Origin of the sequence: Adlercreutzia muris (assembly GCF_008831045.1) — a bacterium.
GTDB lineage: Bacteria > Actinomycetota > Coriobacteriia > Coriobacteriales > Eggerthellaceae > Adlercreutzia > Adlercreutzia muris.
Genome location: NZ_WAJS01000031.1, coordinates 13,576 through 29,142 on the forward strand (window position 1 = coordinate 13,576; position 15,567 = coordinate 29,142).

The 15,567-nt window shown below is 65.0% G+C and carries 14 protein-coding genes; 4 read left to right on the top strand and 10 right to left on the bottom strand.

Annotated elements, in window-relative coordinates:
• Position 1 precedes the first annotated feature (1 nt).
• From F8D48_RS09385 to F8D48_RS09410, 6 genes are all read right to left on the bottom strand, one after another.
• Complete coding sequence (locus F8D48_RS09385) at positions 2-673, bottom strand: response regulator transcription factor (RefSeq protein ID WP_151431531.1); 672 nt, start codon at positions 671-673, stop codon at positions 2-4.
• 97 nt (positions 674-770) lie between these two features.
• Positions 771-2,225, bottom strand: coding sequence for a bifunctional phosphopantothenoylcysteine decarboxylase/phosphopantothenate synthase (locus tag F8D48_RS09390; RefSeq protein ID WP_151431533.1), 1,455 nt, complete (start codon positions 2,223-2,225; stop codon positions 771-773).
• Positions 2,226-2,257: 32 nt separating this feature from the next.
• Entirely contained in the window at positions 2,258-2,527 is a 270-nt protein-coding gene (locus tag F8D48_RS09395) for a sirohydrochlorin cobaltochelatase (protein ID WP_151431535.1), read from the bottom strand.
• Positions 2,520-2,792 (bottom strand): type II toxin-antitoxin system Phd/YefM family antitoxin, encoded by a 273-nt coding sequence (locus F8D48_RS09400; protein ID WP_135970204.1) that lies wholly within the window; start codon positions 2,790-2,792, stop codon positions 2,520-2,522. Before F8D48_RS09400 ends, F8D48_RS09395 begins: the two co-directional genes overlap by 8 nt.
• A 190-nt stretch (positions 2,793-2,982) precedes the next feature.
• Entirely contained in the window at positions 2,983-3,903 is a 921-nt protein-coding gene (locus F8D48_RS09405; RefSeq protein ID WP_151431537.1) for a 3-phosphoglycerate dehydrogenase, read from the bottom strand.
• Positions 3,904-4,015: 112 nt separating this feature from the next.
• Positions 4,016-4,630 (bottom strand): TetR/AcrR family transcriptional regulator, encoded by a 615-nt coding sequence (locus F8D48_RS09410; protein WP_240806298.1) that lies wholly within the window; start codon positions 4,628-4,630, stop codon positions 4,016-4,018.
• Between the two features lie 247 nt (positions 4,631-4,877).
• On the opposite strand from F8D48_RS09410, the gene F8D48_RS09415 reads away from it, so the two are divergent.
• A complete protein-coding gene (locus F8D48_RS09415) occupies positions 4,878-5,318 on the top strand; it encodes a plasmid pRiA4b ORF-3 family protein (protein ID WP_151431539.1) in 441 nt (146 codons plus the stop codon).
• A gap of 83 nt (positions 5,319-5,401) precedes the next feature.
• On the opposite strand, the gene F8D48_RS09420 is transcribed toward F8D48_RS09415, so the two are convergent.
• On the bottom strand, positions 5,402-8,149 hold the full coding sequence (locus F8D48_RS09420) for a PAS domain-containing hybrid sensor histidine kinase/response regulator (RefSeq protein ID WP_151431541.1): 2,748 nt from the start codon (positions 8,147-8,149) through the stop codon (positions 5,402-5,404).
• A gap of 186 nt (positions 8,150-8,335) precedes the next feature.
• On the opposite strand from F8D48_RS09420, the gene F8D48_RS09425 reads away from it, so the two are divergent.
• Both F8D48_RS09425 and F8D48_RS09430 read left to right on the top strand, forming a co-directional pair.
• Complete coding sequence (locus F8D48_RS09425) at positions 8,336-9,031, top strand: SanA/YdcF family protein (RefSeq protein WP_240806299.1); 696 nt, start codon at positions 8,336-8,338, stop codon at positions 9,029-9,031.
• A 9-nt stretch (positions 9,032-9,040) separates the two neighbouring features.
• Positions 9,041-9,874 carry a hypothetical protein gene (locus tag F8D48_RS09430; RefSeq protein WP_151431545.1) on the top strand — a complete coding sequence of 278 codons (834 nt, stop codon included), beginning with the start codon at positions 9,041-9,043 and terminating at the stop codon, positions 9,872-9,874.
• A gap of 202 nt (positions 9,875-10,076) precedes the next feature.
• Here the strand turns inward: F8D48_RS09430 and leuS are convergent, their stop codons facing one another.
• From leuS to F8D48_RS09445, 3 genes are all read right to left on the bottom strand, one after another.
• A complete protein-coding gene (gene leuS, locus F8D48_RS09435; RefSeq protein WP_151431547.1) occupies positions 10,077-12,650 on the bottom strand; it encodes a leucine--tRNA ligase in 2,574 nt (857 codons plus the stop codon).
• A gap of 117 nt (positions 12,651-12,767) precedes the next feature.
• On the bottom strand, positions 12,768-13,967 hold the full coding sequence (locus F8D48_RS09440) for a 4Fe-4S binding protein (protein ID WP_170272791.1): 1,200 nt from the start codon (positions 13,965-13,967) through the stop codon (positions 12,768-12,770).
• Positions 13,968-14,094: 127 nt separating this feature from the next.
• Complete coding sequence (locus tag F8D48_RS09445) at positions 14,095-14,325, bottom strand: hypothetical protein (RefSeq protein WP_016309621.1); 231 nt, start codon at positions 14,323-14,325, stop codon at positions 14,095-14,097.
• Between the two features lie 447 nt (positions 14,326-14,772).
• Between F8D48_RS09445 and yihA the strand changes: the two genes are divergently transcribed.
• Positions 14,773-15,357 (top strand): ribosome biogenesis GTP-binding protein YihA/YsxC, encoded by a 585-nt coding sequence (gene yihA / locus F8D48_RS09450; protein ID WP_151431551.1) that lies wholly within the window; start codon positions 14,773-14,775, stop codon positions 15,355-15,357.
• The last annotated feature ends 210 nt before the right edge of the window (positions 15,358-15,567 follow it).

Sequence of the window (15,567 nt, forward strand, 5' to 3'; positions counted from 1 at the left end):
CCTATGCCCCCACCTTGTAACCGAGGCCGCGCACCGTCACGATGATCTGCGGATCGGACGGGTCAGCCTCCACCTTCTCGCGCAAGCGCTTGATGTACACATTCAGGGCGTTGTCCGACACGTATTCGCCGGCGCTGTCCCAGATGGCGTCGCGCAGCATCTCGCGGGTGACGAGCTTGCCCTTGTGCTGCAAGAAGTAGAGCAGCAGCCGGTATTCCAGGGCCGAGAGGAACACCTCGGCGCCGCCCCGGGTCACGGCGCCGGAGGTCACATCCAGCCGCACATCGCCCACAGTCAGCACGTTGTCGGCGGGGCTCGTGCGCCGCAGGGCCCCGCGCATGCGCGAGACCAGCTCCCGGGCGCGGAAGGGCTTGGCGATGTAGTCGACGGCCCCCATGTCCAGGCCGGCCACGGTGGAGTACTCGTCGTCGGAGGCGGTCAGGAAGATGACCGGCATGTCCGGCACCACTTCCCGAGCGGCAGCGCACACGGCGAACCCGTTGCCCTGGGCCAGAGTCACGTCCAAAAGCGCGATGTCGAAGCTCTCGGCGGCCAGGCGGGTGCAGGCCCCGTCCTGGGTCGCCTCGGTAACCACCGAGAACCCCTCGTCGGCCAGCAGCTCCGACAGCGTGCGCACGATGGCGCCGTCGTCTTCCACCAAAAGCACGCGCATAATGCCCCTTTCTCGTTCGGGCACCATCATAGCGAAAGCGCCCCGGCTGCGGGACGCTTTCGCGAAAAACCTGGGGTTGCTTACGGAAGCGTAATGGCTAGGCCAGATGGGCCGCCACCACTTCCACGAGACGACCGGCCACAGCGCGCTTGCTCATAAGGGGCAGAAGCACCTCGTCGTCGGCCGTGACCAGCCACACCTCATCGTCGTCGGTGCCGAAGGCGAGTCCATCGCCCACCTGGTTGGCCACGATCATGTCGGCGTTCTTCTTCACAAGCTTGGCGTGGGCGTTCATGAGCACGTCGTTGGTCTCGGCGGCAAAGCCCACCACGTACTGGTCGGCGCGCTTGCCCGCAGCCAGGGTAGCCAGAATGTCGGGGTTCTCCGTGAGGGGCACGTTGGCCAGGGCCGCATCGTCGCGCCCCTTCTTCAGCTTGCGATCGGCCGGATTCGCCGGACGCAGGTCGGCCACAGCCGCCGCGAAGATAGCGGCGTCGGCGGCAGGGAACACATCGGAGGCGGCGGCCAGCATGTCGCGGGCCGTCTTCACGGGCACTACCTCCACACCCGCCGGTGCGGCGAGGGCCACCGGCCCCGACACGAGCACCACGCGCGCTCCGGCGGCCGCCGCGGCCTCGGCGATGGCATAACCCATCTTGCCCGAGGAGTAGTTGGAGATGTAGCGCACCGCATCGATGGGCTCCACCGTGGGGCCCGCCGTCACGAGCACCGTGCGCCCGGCCAGAGCGCCGGCGGGCATGGCAGCCGCGCCATCGGCCACGGCACCGGGCTGAGGTGCATCCGCAACACCGGAAGTCGCGACGTTCGCAGCAGCACAGGGCGCGGTGGCGGCCGCGTCGTCGGGATCGGTCTCAACCCCCGCAGACACATCCGCCTCTTTTGCGGGAGCTGCCGTCTCGCGGGCCGCGTTCACCTGCTCGAGCACCGACGCGAACGGCACCTCCCCATACCGCTCGCAGGCTGCCCGCAGGGCTTCCTCGCCCACCCGCTCGGCCAGCAACGCCAGGGTCTCGCGCACGACGACGGCCGGGTCGGCCAAGCGTCCCCGTCCCACATCGCCGCAGGCCAGATAGCCCGCATCCCCCTCGATGAAGCGCACGCCGCGCGAGCGCAGCGTGGCCATGTTCGCCTGGGTGGCCGCGGCCTCGTACATATGCACGTTGGCCGCCGGCGCGATGGCGAGCGTCGCGGTCGTCGCCAGGGCCGTAGTGGACAGCAGATCATCGGCAATGCCGCAGGCCACCTTCGCCATCACATTGGCCGTGCAGGGCGCGATGAGGAACACGTCGCACTCCTGGGCCAGCGAAATGTGGTGGATGGGGTCGGACGGATCGTCGAACAGCCCCACGGCCACTTTCTCGTGGGTCAGCGCCCGGAAGGTCACCGGATCTACGAAGTGGGTGCCGTGCTCGGTCATGACCACCTTCACCCGCACGCCCGCCTTCTGCAGCCCGCGCACGATCTCGCAGGCCTTATAGGCCGCAATACAGCCGGTCACACCCACCAAAACACAAGGGCGCTCCATGCTCATACCAACCTCCAAAAAAACGATTTTCCGCTATTTCAACGAGCCTGTCGCTGAAAAACAAGGGTGTAGACGTACACCGTATCGAGAGCATCGAAATACTCGTAGAAAATATCGAAGGGATCGACGACCATCTTAAGGACACCTTCCCCAAACTCTACTTGGATCATCCGGGGAATATTCCGCGAGCCAATGGAGGGAACAGCTTCGATGACATCCAAGGTGTCGTAGATTTTCTGCTCCACTCGCGCAGAGGTCACTCGGGAGAGCTCCCGGGCGAACCGCGGCGAGTAAACCATCTTAGTCATGCTGGGCTCGCAGTTCGGCAACCGTCTTGCGAAGAGCATCGGTGCCTTCGATGCCAAGACCCGACGCGATCTGCTCGCGACCTTCGAGAATGCCGCTCCGCACCAGCTCAACATAGTCAGCATCCACCTCACCGGCGGGCGCAATCACTACCCAAGGCTTCGAGTTCTTGAACACCGTCACACGCTCCCCCGTCTCGCTTACCGCCGAGGCAATGCGTGAGAAATTAGTTCGAGCCTCTGCTGCCGTAGCCGTCAACACTGTCATTGCAGCCTCCTTTACTAGACTAGAAGAAATTGTAGCTTAAATTCAAGCGTAAATATAGTGTCTCTACTCTTCTGCCACCGTTCTGAAGTCGCAAGAAGCCATAAGAAAAGGGGCAACCCGAAGACTGCCCCCAATCCCAGACCGTCAACAGGCGAGAGGAAGCTCCCCCCGCCGCCCGCGCCGCAGCTTCTTACATATTCACGCAGTGGATCTTCTCGCCGCGCTCCAGGTAGGCCATGACTTCCTCCACGGCCATCTTGGCGCAGTTGTCCTCGGCCTCGGCGGTGGAGGCGCCCAGGTGCGGGATGACGATGGCGCGCTCCATCTTCACCACGGCCGGGTTGGCGAAGTCGGTCACATAGGCGGCCACCTTGCCGCTCTTCAGGGCGGCGGCCATGGCCTCATCGTCCACGAGCACGTCGCGGGAGAAGTTCAGGAACACCACGCCGTCCTTCATCTGCGCTAGGGCCTCGCCGTTGATCATCATCTTCGTGGCGGGCAGCGCCGGCACGTGGATGGTGATGAAGTCGCAGACCGGGTACAGCTTGGCCAGGTCATCGGTGAACTCCACCGCAGGCGAAATGCGCTCGTGCACGGTGATGCCGTCCATGGCCGGGTCGTAGCCGATGACCTTCATGCCCAGCGCCTCGGCGGCCTGGGCCACCTTCGCGCCGATGGCCCCCAGGCCGATGACGCCCAGGGTCTTGCCCATGATCTCGCCGCCGGCGAACTGCTTCTTGGCCTTTTCGGCGGACTTGCCCACGTTCTCGTCGTCGGCGTTGGCGCGCACCCACTCCACACCGCCGATGATGTCGCGGCTCGCCAGCAGCATGCCCGCGAGCACCAGCTCCTTCACGGCGTTGGCGTTGGCTCCCGGTGTGTTGAACACGGCGATGCCAGCCTCGGCAAACGTATCGAGGGGGATGTTGTTCACCCCAGCACCCGCGCGGGCCACAGCCTTCAGGTTTGCGGGAATGTCCATGACGTGCATATCGGCGGAGCGCACCAGAATGGCGTCGGCCTCTTCCACGTTATCGGTCAGCTCGTACTCGTCGGTGAGCAGGGCCAGGCCCTCGGCGGAGATGTTGTTCAGGCAGTGGATCTTGTACATGGAGCGCTCCTTCTCGCATTTCGCGGAACCCAGGTTCAAATACCGTCCCTAGCATACCGCGAAACCGTCCCGGCGCCCGATGGGTGCCGCCCTGCGGGGCAAATGCGGCTCGCTATGGCGCAACGGCATTGGCGTGGTGCACGAAATCGCGAATGCGCTCGACGAAGCGGCTCCGGGCCTCGGCCAGATCGTCCCCTTCGCCGATGTAATAGAGTGTGGTGGTGAGCACCATGCCCACCAGGGCCACGGCCTCGAAGGCGGCGTCAATCTCGGGACGCACCGTACCCTCGCGCTGGCCGCGCTCGAGCTGGGCCTGCAGCAAGGCCAGCAGGCGCTGCTCGTGACCGCGCATGGCCTCGGACCAGGCGCGGCCGGGGCGCCACAGCTCCGCCACGAAGAAGCGGCCGAAAGCGTCGTTCTCGAAGATGACCGAAGCGAACAGCTCCACCATGGCAATGAGGGCGTCGGTGGCCGTGGGCGCTTCGGCGGCAATGGTCTCGAAGGAGGTGATGAGCTCGCCGATGCCCTCCACGAGAATGCTCTCGGCAATATCGGCCTTGCTGGAGAAATGGTAGTAGGCGACGCCCTTGGAGACACCGGCCTCCTCCACAATGCGATCCACCGTGGCCTCCGAGTAACCGTGCGCGGCAATAACGGAAAGGGCCGCGTCCAGAAGTTGGCGGCGCGTCGCATCCGCCTTGCTCGTCCTCGCCTTCTGCCGGGCCACGCCGCTCCTCCCTCGGGTTTGCTCATGAGTACTGCCGAAAATTATACCCTTCGCGCCCGGTCGGAATTCGCGAACGGGAACGATCATCAATTCCCCAATTCCCTGACCTGTTGACTCAACATAAATAGCCGATTATCCCCTGATAGACCCTGAATTTTTCCCTATTTCAACCGTCGGATGCCAAGTTGGGAAAAGAATTGCTACAATGCGCGAAAGCCAACCTCGATCCCATTGAAAGGAACAGGCCATGGCAGCGAAGATCATCAGATTTCCGGTGGATCCGCGCACAAAGGCCCAGGGGACGGGACGGGCCACCGAAGGGGAAGCATCTCTCGATCTCGTCATCGAGCTGGCCGACACCGATCCGGCCCTGTTCCGCTGCGCCACGGTACGCGCCGACGACTCCCTGGCCGACCTCCACGTCCTCATAGCCGACCTCTTCGGCTGGGACGGCGCCCACAACTACTTTTTCAGCCACGGGAGCAACCGCTACGAGGATCCGGCCCTCTTCCGCAGCCGCGATCCGCTCATCAGCCGCTGCCTCAAGCTGTACTCGGCCGCCGACGTGCCCCTCGGCAACGTGCTCGGCGGCACCGAGGCGCCCCTCTTCTACGCCTACAATCTGGGAAACTGCTGGGAATTGCGCATCTCTGTTCGCAAGGACGTCGCCCTCGAGCAGTTCGGCTAGGATGCCGGAACCGAACGGAGAGGACGGCTCCGGCCGGAACGCCCGCGCTTCGCCGCTCCAGCCCGACTCCGGACGCGGCGTCCCTAGGCCAGCATCAAATCGAGGGCGGCGAAGAGCTTGTCCATCTCAATGGGCTTGGTCAGGTGGCCGTCCATGCCGCAGCGCAAAGCCCGCTGGCGGTCTTCTTCGAAGGCATCGGCGGTCATGGCCAGAATGGGAATGGCCGCCAGGCGCTCGTCCTCGAAACGGCGGATGACCTTGGTGGCCTCATACCCATTCATAACCGGCATCTGCACATCCATAAGCACTAGCTGGAAGTGGTCGGGACCGGCCTCGCGCAGGGCATCCACGGCCTGCTGGCCATCCACGGCGTATTCCACGATGAAGCCCTCGTCCTCCAGCAGGGTGATGGCGATCTCCCGATTCAGATCGTTGTCGTCCACGAGCAAAATGCGACTGCCGCGCATGCGGTGATCGGAGCCGAGGCTCGTCATCGGAGTCGGGGCCGCCACCGCGCCCGCACCCGACCCCAGAGCCAACGTCAGCTCGATGGTGAACAGGGAGCCGACATCCTTCTCGCTTTCCACGGCAATGGTACCGTGCATCATGTCCACGAGGTTCTTTGTGATGGACATGCCCAGGCCCGTGCCCTGGATGCCGCTGATGGTGCTCGTGCGCTCCCGCTCGAAGGGATCGAAGATGTGCTCCACGAACTCGGAGCTCATGCCAATGCCCGTATCCGACACCGTGAAGCGGTAGCGGCCGTAACCCGCCGGCGCACCATCCACTTCGGTGACATGCACTTTGATGAAGCCGCCGGCCTTGGTGAACTTCAGGGAATTTCCCAGCAGGTTCAGCAAGATCTGGTTGATGCGCAGCTTGTCGCAGCGCACGTTGGGATGCTCGATGCCCTCCGCGTTCACCGTGAGGTACAACTGGCGGGCGCTCGCCTCGGCCTGGATAATGCTGTACAGATCGTCCAGCAGCACCGTGAGGTTGCAGGGCTGTTCGTCGAGGGCCACCTTGCCGCTCTCGATGCGGCTCATGTCCAAGATGTCGTTGATGAGGCTCAGCAGATGGGTGGAAGAGGACTGGATCTTGCCAAGGTACTCCCGCACCTTTTCCGGCTGGTCGATGCGGCTGCCGGCCAGGGCGGTGAAGCCGACGATGGCGTTCATGGGCGTGCGGATGTCATGGGACATATTTGACAAAAAGGCGCTCTTGGCGGCACTGGCCTTGTTGGCCCGCTCGAGGGCCTCTTCCAGCAGTGCCCGGCGCTTCATCTCGTCGCGCGTCTGCATATCGACGCTGCGGAAGCCGAGCACGATATTGTGATGCTCGGGCCAGCTGCCCGTGCGCACGGCGGTGACCTGGCAGTACTCCACTGTATCGCCGCGTCGGATGCGGTAGTTCACATGAATGCGCTTGTCTTCGGTCAGCTCTTCCCGCAGAGCCGCGGCCGACAGCGACGCCCGCACCATGGCCCGATCCTCCTCGCAGACGACCTGGTCCATGTAGGCGCCCAGGCATTCCTCCAGCACGAGCGAGCCGAAGAAGATTTTGTCCAGGCCACGCTCCTCCTCAGCCGTCACGCGCAGGGGAATGCCCTCGCCGCTATCCAGATCGAAGGAGCAGACGAGCAGATAGTCCTCGGACAGGGCGTGGATGAGCTCTCGCTGGTAGCGGTCCTTCTGCACCTCTTCCAGCTTCTTATCGGTGTAATCCAGCAGGAAGCGCTGGTAGAGCAGTTCCCCGTCGCTTTCCACGAGCTTCACGTTGCCGAGTACGTGCAGGATGTCGCCGTTGTCGTGGCGCACACGGTACTCGGTGCTCACCGAATCGCCCACGGCCTTCAGCGTGGCGATGCTCGCCCGCAGCCGATCGGCATCGTCGGGCAGCACCGAGGGGGCCACCATGTCGAAGCCTTCGCGCCGCAGCTCCTCTTCCGAGTCGTAGCCGAGGATGTTCAAGGCCGCCTGGTTGATGCCGATGATGCGACGGCCATCGTGGGAATGGGTGATGACGCCGCATTCCATGGAGGTGAAGATGGTCTCGAGGGTGCGGTTCTTGTCGACGATCTCGTTCTCGTAGGCCCGTTCCTGAGTGACATCGATGGCCACGCCCACGGTGCCCATGACCGAGCCGTCGATATTGTAGAGGGGCGACTTGTAGGTGGTGAGCAGGCGCGTTCCGTCGCCGGTCTGCACCACCTCCTCGGAGACGATGGTGGACTCGGTTTCCATAACCTGGCGCTCCGATTCGATGCACGCCGGGTCATCGGCCTCCACATCCCAAATATAGGCGTGGCCGCGACCCTGCACATCGTCTTTGGCCTTGTTCACCGTGCCGCAGAAGGCATCGTTCACTTTATGGTGAATGCCGTCGGCAGACTTGTACCAGACAAGACAGGGAATGGAATTGATCGTGGCCTCCAGGTACTGGGCCGTCTCCCAGGAATCGGCGTAGCGCTTGCAGCCGCGCTGCCAATGGTTGTAGCGATAGGAGAATTCCGCCGGAGACAGCGGTGCGATCCAAATGTCGGAAATGCGATTGAAGAAGGGCTCCAGCGCCTCCACCTGCTCGTGGCGGGCAATGACCATCATGGTGGCCGCCGGCTTCTTCACCGCGCACAGCTCTTCGGCCCATGCGGCGGCATCGTGCTTTGTCACGTCCACGAACAGCGCATCGGCCCGAGCCGTCAAGGCGGCATCGGGGACGGCGGTGCGCTGGTAGCTATGGGAGAACGGGGGCAGCGGAGCTGTGCTCTCCACAATGTGGGCCGCCTCTTCGCTGAGGCCGACCAGGCAGAAGTTGACCGAGCAATGGTACATGACAGGCGTCCTTCGCAGGGTACCGAACAGTTGAGGGGAACGTTACGGTAAGGCAACGGTTTCCATCACGGTAGTATACCAAGTTAATGCCGACTTTATCTGCGCATTTCCGCGATGACCCCCGAGGCGGCCCAAATTTGCTATAGTGAACGCCTTCCCAACCGTCGTCCGCCCAGGAGGTGCCCCGTGCCCCGCGATCGCGCCCACCGCCCGTCGCTTGCCGCCCGCTGCTTGCGGGCGCTTGCCTTCGCAGCCCTGGCCCTGGCGGTAGTCGTCGTGGCGGCGAACGTCATCACCGTGGGCGCCACCCGCGGCAACGTGCACACCGTAGCCCAGACCGCCGAGCTCCTCGAGGGGCAGCCGGCCGATGCCGTAGTGGTGCTGGGGGCCAGCGTGTACCCCGATGGCACCCCGAGCGACATCCTGGCCGATCGCCTGGAAGTGGCCGTGGATCTGTACCGTTCCGGGGCGGCCCGGGCCATCATCGTGAGCGGAGACAACCGCTCCTCCCATTACAACGAATCCGATGCCATGAAGGCCTTCTGCGTGGATCTGGGCGTTCCCAGCACCGATGTGTATGTGGACCACGGCGGAGTGGGCACCTACGAGTCCATGTACCGGGCCCGCCATGTCTTCGGAGCCGAGCGCATCATCGTGGCCACCCAGGCCTACCACCTCTACCGCGCCATGTTCGCCGCCGACTGCCTGGGCATGGAGGCCTGGGGGGTGGCCTGCGACAAGGGCACCTACAACGACCAGGCCCGCTACAGCATGCGCGAGGCCCTGGCCCGCACGAAGGACTTTCTGGCCGCCCTGCTGCGACTTCCCGTGGACACGGGCGGCGAGACCGTCTCGCTCGATGCCCCGGGCGACCTCACCTAAGGAGACGCGGTGCAGACTATCTCGACCGAACTGGACATGCTCGTCGCCAATCTCGGCGAAGAGGCGGCCCGCGCGATGAAGCGGGCCCGCAACAAAGAGCGCTATCGCGCCGCCGTGGAGCGCACGTGGCGGATGCGCCCGGAAGTGGCCCGACTCGTTCTGGCCCACACCAACGGCATCTTCATCGCCAAGGACGAGCGTCCCCGTCGCGGCCCCGACCGCGATCGCGACTGGTGGGTATTCGGCATCTACCTGGATGACGCCATGGTGCGCACCGAGGTGGACGCCTGGCAATCGGTGCTTCTCCAGGCCCTGCACGATGAGGGCATTTCCGTGGACGAGCTGCGCTTCCTTCCCGCCAAGTGGGACATGCGCGCCCGCAAGCTCTTCCCGGAGATAGCCGCCGGGCGCGAAGAGCCCGCGGTCAGCGAGGGAGCCGCGAGAGGCCCCTGGCGCGGCCAGGACGAGTCCCGGGCCCTGGACACGGTGAAGAAGGCGGTGTGCCTCGTGTTCGAGGACACCGAGCAGGCCTGGGCCTTCCTTGAGTCCGTGCGCGGCGCGGCCCTGGACGAGGTGCTCTTGCGCGAGTCCACTGACACCGGATCGCGCCGGGGCGGCAAGACCCAGGGGAAGAGGAGCTACTGGCTGCGGCTCTACGTGGACGACGTGGCCGCTACCGAGCACCTCCTCGGTGCCTATGGCGAGGCTATCCGCTCCCGGGCCTACCGCCTCGGCCTGCGCATCCGTAAGATCGTCGTGCGCCAGGCCAGCGCGAACCTCGCCGGCCAGCACGCCTTCTACCGCCAGGGCCCTTCCCGCCCCCTCCCTCGCCCCGGCCGTTAGGGTACGCGCCCGAACGCTCGTTGCATCTTCCCGTTGCGGGAGGGGCGCCCCTTGGCGCAGACCTTTGAGCGCCCCACGAAGAGCGCGATAGGCAAAGGAAGAGCCTCACGCCAGCAACAAGCAAGCTGGCGTGAGGCTCTTGTGCGCGCTCCATCCGCTCTTTCTTTCATCGCATTCGCAGCGGGAAAGAGCGCTCAGCGGGCTAAACAGCCACGATGTTCACGAGGCGGCCGGGCACGTACACTTCTTTCTTCACCGTCTTGCCCTCGATGGCGGCGGCCACGGCCTCACGGGCGGCGGCAAGCACCTCGACCTCGGGGGCATCGGCGGCCACCATGATGCGGGCGCGCAGCTTGCCGCAAATCTGCACGGCCAGCTCCACCTCGTCGGCGCGGGCCTGCTCGGGGTCGAACGTGGGCCACGGCTCGCCGTAGAGGAAGCCCTCGCGGCCGAGGGCCTCCCGCCACAGCTCATCGGTGATATGCGGCGCGATGGGGGCCATGAGCTTCACGAGGGTCTCGGCCACATCGGCGTCGAGCGCCCGATGGTCGGGGCAGGCGGCGCGGGTGTCGGGGCTGAAGGCGCGCAGGTACTCGCCGGCGGCGTTGGACAGCTCCATGATGGCGGCGATGGCGGTGTTGAAGTTGTTGCGCTCGATGTCGGCGCTCACCTTCTGCACCACGCGATGGCGCTCGCGCACAAGCTTCTTCGCCGCGGCCACGGCCGCCTCGTCGGACGGCTTCTGCTGGAAGAGCGTCTCCTCGCCGGCCTTGCCCGCCAGGTCGTGCACCTGGCGCCACAGGCGGTTCAGGAACTTGTACATGCCCGGCAGGCCGTCGTCGTTCCACAGCTTCTCCTTCTCGGGCGGCCCGAGGAACAGCGTGTAGGTGCGCACCGCGTCGGCGCCGTACTCGGCGATGATGGCCTCGGGAGAGACCACGTTGCCCTTGGACTTGCTCATCACCTCGCCGTGGGCATCGAGCACCATGCCCTGGCACAGCAGGTTCGTGAAGGGCTCGTCGAAGTCGAGCATACCCAGATCGCGCAGAACCTTCGTGAAGAAGCGGCTGTAGAGCAGGTGCAAAATGGCATGCTCGATGCCGCCGATGTACTGGTCCACGGGCATCCAGCCGTTGGCCTTCGCCGGATCGAAGGGGCCATGCTCGTTGTGCGGGTCGGTGTAGCGCATGTAGTACCAGCTGGAGCACGTGAAGGTGTCCATGGTGTCGGTCTCGCGCCGGGCCGGGCCGCCGCACACGGGGCAGGTGCACTCGGCGAAGCCGGCGTGGGTGGCCAAAGTCTCGCCGGCGGCCAGGTCGATGTCCTCGGGCAGGCGCACGGGCAGATCCTCTTCGGGCACCGGCACCACGCCGCAGGTGGGGCAGTGGATGGCCGGGATGGGATTGCCCCAGTAGCGCTGGCGGGAGATGAGCCAATCGCGCAGGCGGAACTCCACGGTGCGCTTGCCGCGGCCCGCCTCCTCCAGGGCGGCCACGATGGCGGCCTCGCCCTCGGAGTGCTTGCCGCCGGCCATGCCGGTGTAGGGGCCCGACTGCACGAGGGTGCCCTCGGCGGCGTAGGCCTCCGGCCAGTCCACCTCGGTCACCACGCGGTTCTGCTCGTCTTTCAACGACGGGTACAGCGGGTCGTCGTCGCCCAGGATGATGGGGATGATGGGCAGATCGTACTTGCGGGCAAACTCGAAGTCGCGCGTGTCACCGCAGGGCACGGCCATCACGGCGCCGGTGCCGTAGTCGGCCACGATGTAGTCGGCCACCCACACGGGCACCTTTTCGCCGTTGATGGGGTTCACCACATAGCGGCCCGTGAAGGCGCCGTGCTTCTCGTGGTCGCCCTGGGCCCGCTGCACGGCGGTCACCTTCTTGGCGGCCTCCACGAGCTCCATGACGGGCTGCTCGTATTCCGTGCCGGCCACCAGCTGGGGCACCAGCTTGCTCTCGGGGGCCAGCAAGAAGAAGCTGCACCCGAACAGCGTGTCGGCGCGAGTGGTGAACACGGTGATGATGTCGTCTTCCGTCGGCTCGGCCGGAGCGTTCCCTTGCGAATCGCACAGGATGAAGTCCACGTTGGCGCCCTCGGAGCGACCGATCCAGTTGGCCTGCTGCTGCTTCACGCGCTCGGGCCAGCCCTCAAGCTGGTCCAGGTCGTCCAGCAGCTCCTGGGCGTAGTCGGTGATCTTGTAGTACCACTGGGTGAGATCGCGCTTCTCCACCTCGGAGTCGCAGCGCCAGCAGCGCCCCTCGATGACCTGCTCGTTGGCGAGCACCGTGGCACAGCTCGGGCACCAGTTCACCGGACTGTTGCGGCGCTCCACCAACCCGCGCTCCCAGAACTTAAGGAAGATCCACTGGCCCCAGCGGTAGTACTCGGGGTCGCAGGCCACCACCTTGCGGTCCCAGTCGTAGGAAAATCCCATGCGCGTGAAGCTCTTGCGCTGGGTCTCGATGTTCTGGTAGGTCCACAGGGCCGGATGGCTGTGATGCTTCACCGCGGCATTCTCGGCGGGCAGGCCGAAGGCGTCCCAGCCCATGGGGTGCAGCACGTCGAAGCCCTGCATCTTGGCGTAACGGGCCGCCACATCGCCGTAGGTGTAGTTGCTCGCGTGGCCCATGTGCATGTCGCCGGAGGGGTACGGGAACATCTCCAGCACGTACTTCTTTGGCGCGTCGGAGTTCTCCGGCACGCAAAACAGGCCCGCTTCCTCCCAGGCAAGCTGGAGGCGCGGCTCGATCTCATGGGGATTGTAGGCTTTCATGGCTCTCCCTCGAATGCTCGCGGCTTGCTCGGCCGGGCCCGCAGACGCCCGCATCGGCCCGTGCCCCCGCACCGACCGCGCCCGTCGCCCGCTCCCGACCGCGAATTGATTGCCCCATTATAGCCGTGATTTTCCCCAAAGGAAGGCCCGCGCCCGCCACCGTGCCCCCTGCAAGGGGGAGCAGAAGCCGGCATGTCCGGCAAGCGCACCGCCGTCATCGCCGAAGCTGATGGCGCTCATGGGGCAGCGGTCGACGCACTGACCGCACTTGATGCAGGCGTCCTTGTCGTAGTTGAGGCTGTAGGGGCTCACGTTCTGCATGACGTTGCCCGTGCCCTCGGCGGCCACGTACTCCGACAGAATCAGGCAGCAGTCGCCATGGCAGTTGCACAGGAAGTCCACTTGCTTGGTCCACTGGGCCTCGGGCACCATGCCCGCATCGATGATCTCCTTCTCGAGGGCGATGCCCTCCTCGGGCGTGAGCTGGCGGCCTTCGCCGCGCTCGATGAAGTAGCGGGCCACGTCGCCGAACACCATGCAGGTCTCGCTCGGATGCCCTTCGGCGCACACGTCGGTCTGGAATCCCAGCACATCGGCGCGGGTGCGGCATTGGCAGGGAGCCACGCAGATGTACTCGTTGCGCAAGAACAGCTCTTCCCAGGAGGTGTACGGCAAAAGGTCGCCGTTCACGATGTCCTTCGACACCGGCATGACCAGCAGCTGAGGCCGCTCGATGTCGTTGATTTCGATGGGCATGTCGTCGCCGGCGCGGTTGTTGTGGGCCTCCATGAAGCCCGGCTCGTAAAAGCGATCGAGATTGTACTCCCAGATACCCCACTCGCTCGTCAGAAGATGATAGTAGGGCACGCCGCCCATATAGCGGGTGCAGAGCAAGCCGCGCTTGCCCATATCGGCCAGGATCTCCTTGCATTCGTCCAGGGGACGCCCGCTGATGGCCGCATAGTCGTTGGCGTTGAACTTCTTGTACAGGGGCATCTCGAGATAATGCTCGGCATCCTCCTCCGAGAACATGATCTTGTAGAAATCCCACTCGGTGCCGTTGCCTTCGATCTCCGAGCCCACACCATAGCCGATACGGTTGATGCGGTTGCGCAGGCGCAGGTACACAGCGGGGATGACCGTGCCGTCGGGTGCCGTGTAGTCGCCGTTCACTTCAGGCTCCGCCATGATCATCTCGTCAAGCCAGGCGTTGGATTTCTCATCGCTCACATTGGGGTCGATCGGCGAGTTACCGGCGGGGGCGTCCCCTGTCTCGGCCATGGCCCGCTCGCGGGGAGCGCAACCGGAAAGCCCCATGGCCCCCATCCGCCGAAGCGCCCCATCGCGCCAGGCAGCGAGGCGTCTCCGCGCCCGATGCGGCAGCGCGGACTCCTGCCGCGTTGGGCGGAGGGACGCCCCTCCGCCCAACGCGGCAATGCGCATCCTACCGCACCCGGCGAAGCGACGCGCCGCAGTTCCAGCAGGTGTCGCGGGTGCCGTCATTGTCGGCAGCGCAGACGGCGCAGGTCTTCACCGGACGGGGGGCATCCACCTCGTCGGTGGGTAGCGGCACCTCGGCCTCGTCGTCGGCCAGACGCGCCATGGCCGCCCGAATCCCCTGCACGCCCGTGATACGGGCCACTTCCAACTTGTCGCTGCGTCCTTTTTCTGCCATTCCGCTGCTCCCATCCTTGCGTGGTTCATCTTTCGGCTACCATGAATGGAACCATTCTCCGCCTTGTTGGCCGCGAAATGGCTTGAAAATGACGGTTTTGGTACCCGAAGGCTCGATTCTCAACGTAAAGCGTATTACTGACGCAGCATTTTCCCTGCTCGTGTATTATCGCAGCCGGTTTCAATCGCTTTTAGGTTCCAAACTCGTCGTTTTCAAGCCAAAATACGAGTCATGAGGCGAAGAGGCCTCGAAAACGGTCGTTTTCAAGCTGACTGTCCGTACGCGGGCGACCGCCGCTGGGCACCCGCGCGAGCGAGCAGCGCCTGACACCCGCGCAAGAGAGCGGCGCCACCCGTCCGTGCGAGCGGCCATTCGCCGTGCACGCCGTGCGGCGCCGCACCGCCACGCCCGAACACGCGATACCGTCCCATCCCCGAAGGAGCCCCCATGAACTTCCATACCGCATCGTTCAAGGCCGCCTACGGCACCTCCGCGCAGCTGCCCGCGTCCACCGGCCCCGAGGTGTCTTTCGCAGGGCGCTCAAATGTGGGCAAGTCGTCGCTGCTCAACAAGCTTATGTACCGCAAGGGCCTGGCAAAGGTGTCATCCACCCCCGGCAAGACAGCCACCATCAACTTCTACGACGTGGACGGCCGCGACCTGGTGGATCTGCCCGGCTACGGCTTCGCAAAGGTGTCGAAATCCGAGAAGGGCCGATGGAGCGACCTCATTGAGGGCTACTACAACCAGGACCGCGACTTCGCCCTGGTGGTGTCGCTCATCGACATCCGCCACGACCCCTCGGCGCTCGACCGCAACATGGTGCGCTTTCTGCAGGATGCGGAACTGCCCTTCGCCATTGTGCTGACCAAGGCCGACAAGCTGTCGAAGCAACAGCAGCAGAAGCAGCGGGCCGCCATCAAGAAGGCCCTCGACCTGCCCCGGGGCGTGCCCATGGTGGTCACTTCGTCGGAGAAGGGCGACGGTATCGACGAGCTGCGCACTCTCATCGCCCGCGCCATGGAACGCTAGACTCATCTGCCCGCGGGCGAGGCGAGTGCAAGAACGTCGCCCCTCTCGGGTCTCGCCATGGGGCGCTAGCCCCATCTGCTCACGGGCGAGGCCGCCTCACCGCTCGCCTGCCGCCGGTCGCCCCCCCCAGCCAGTCTTCCCGCCGACCGCCCTGCTGCGCTCTCTTATACACATCGGACGCTGCCGACGTCTACTCTGTGGAGAACTCGG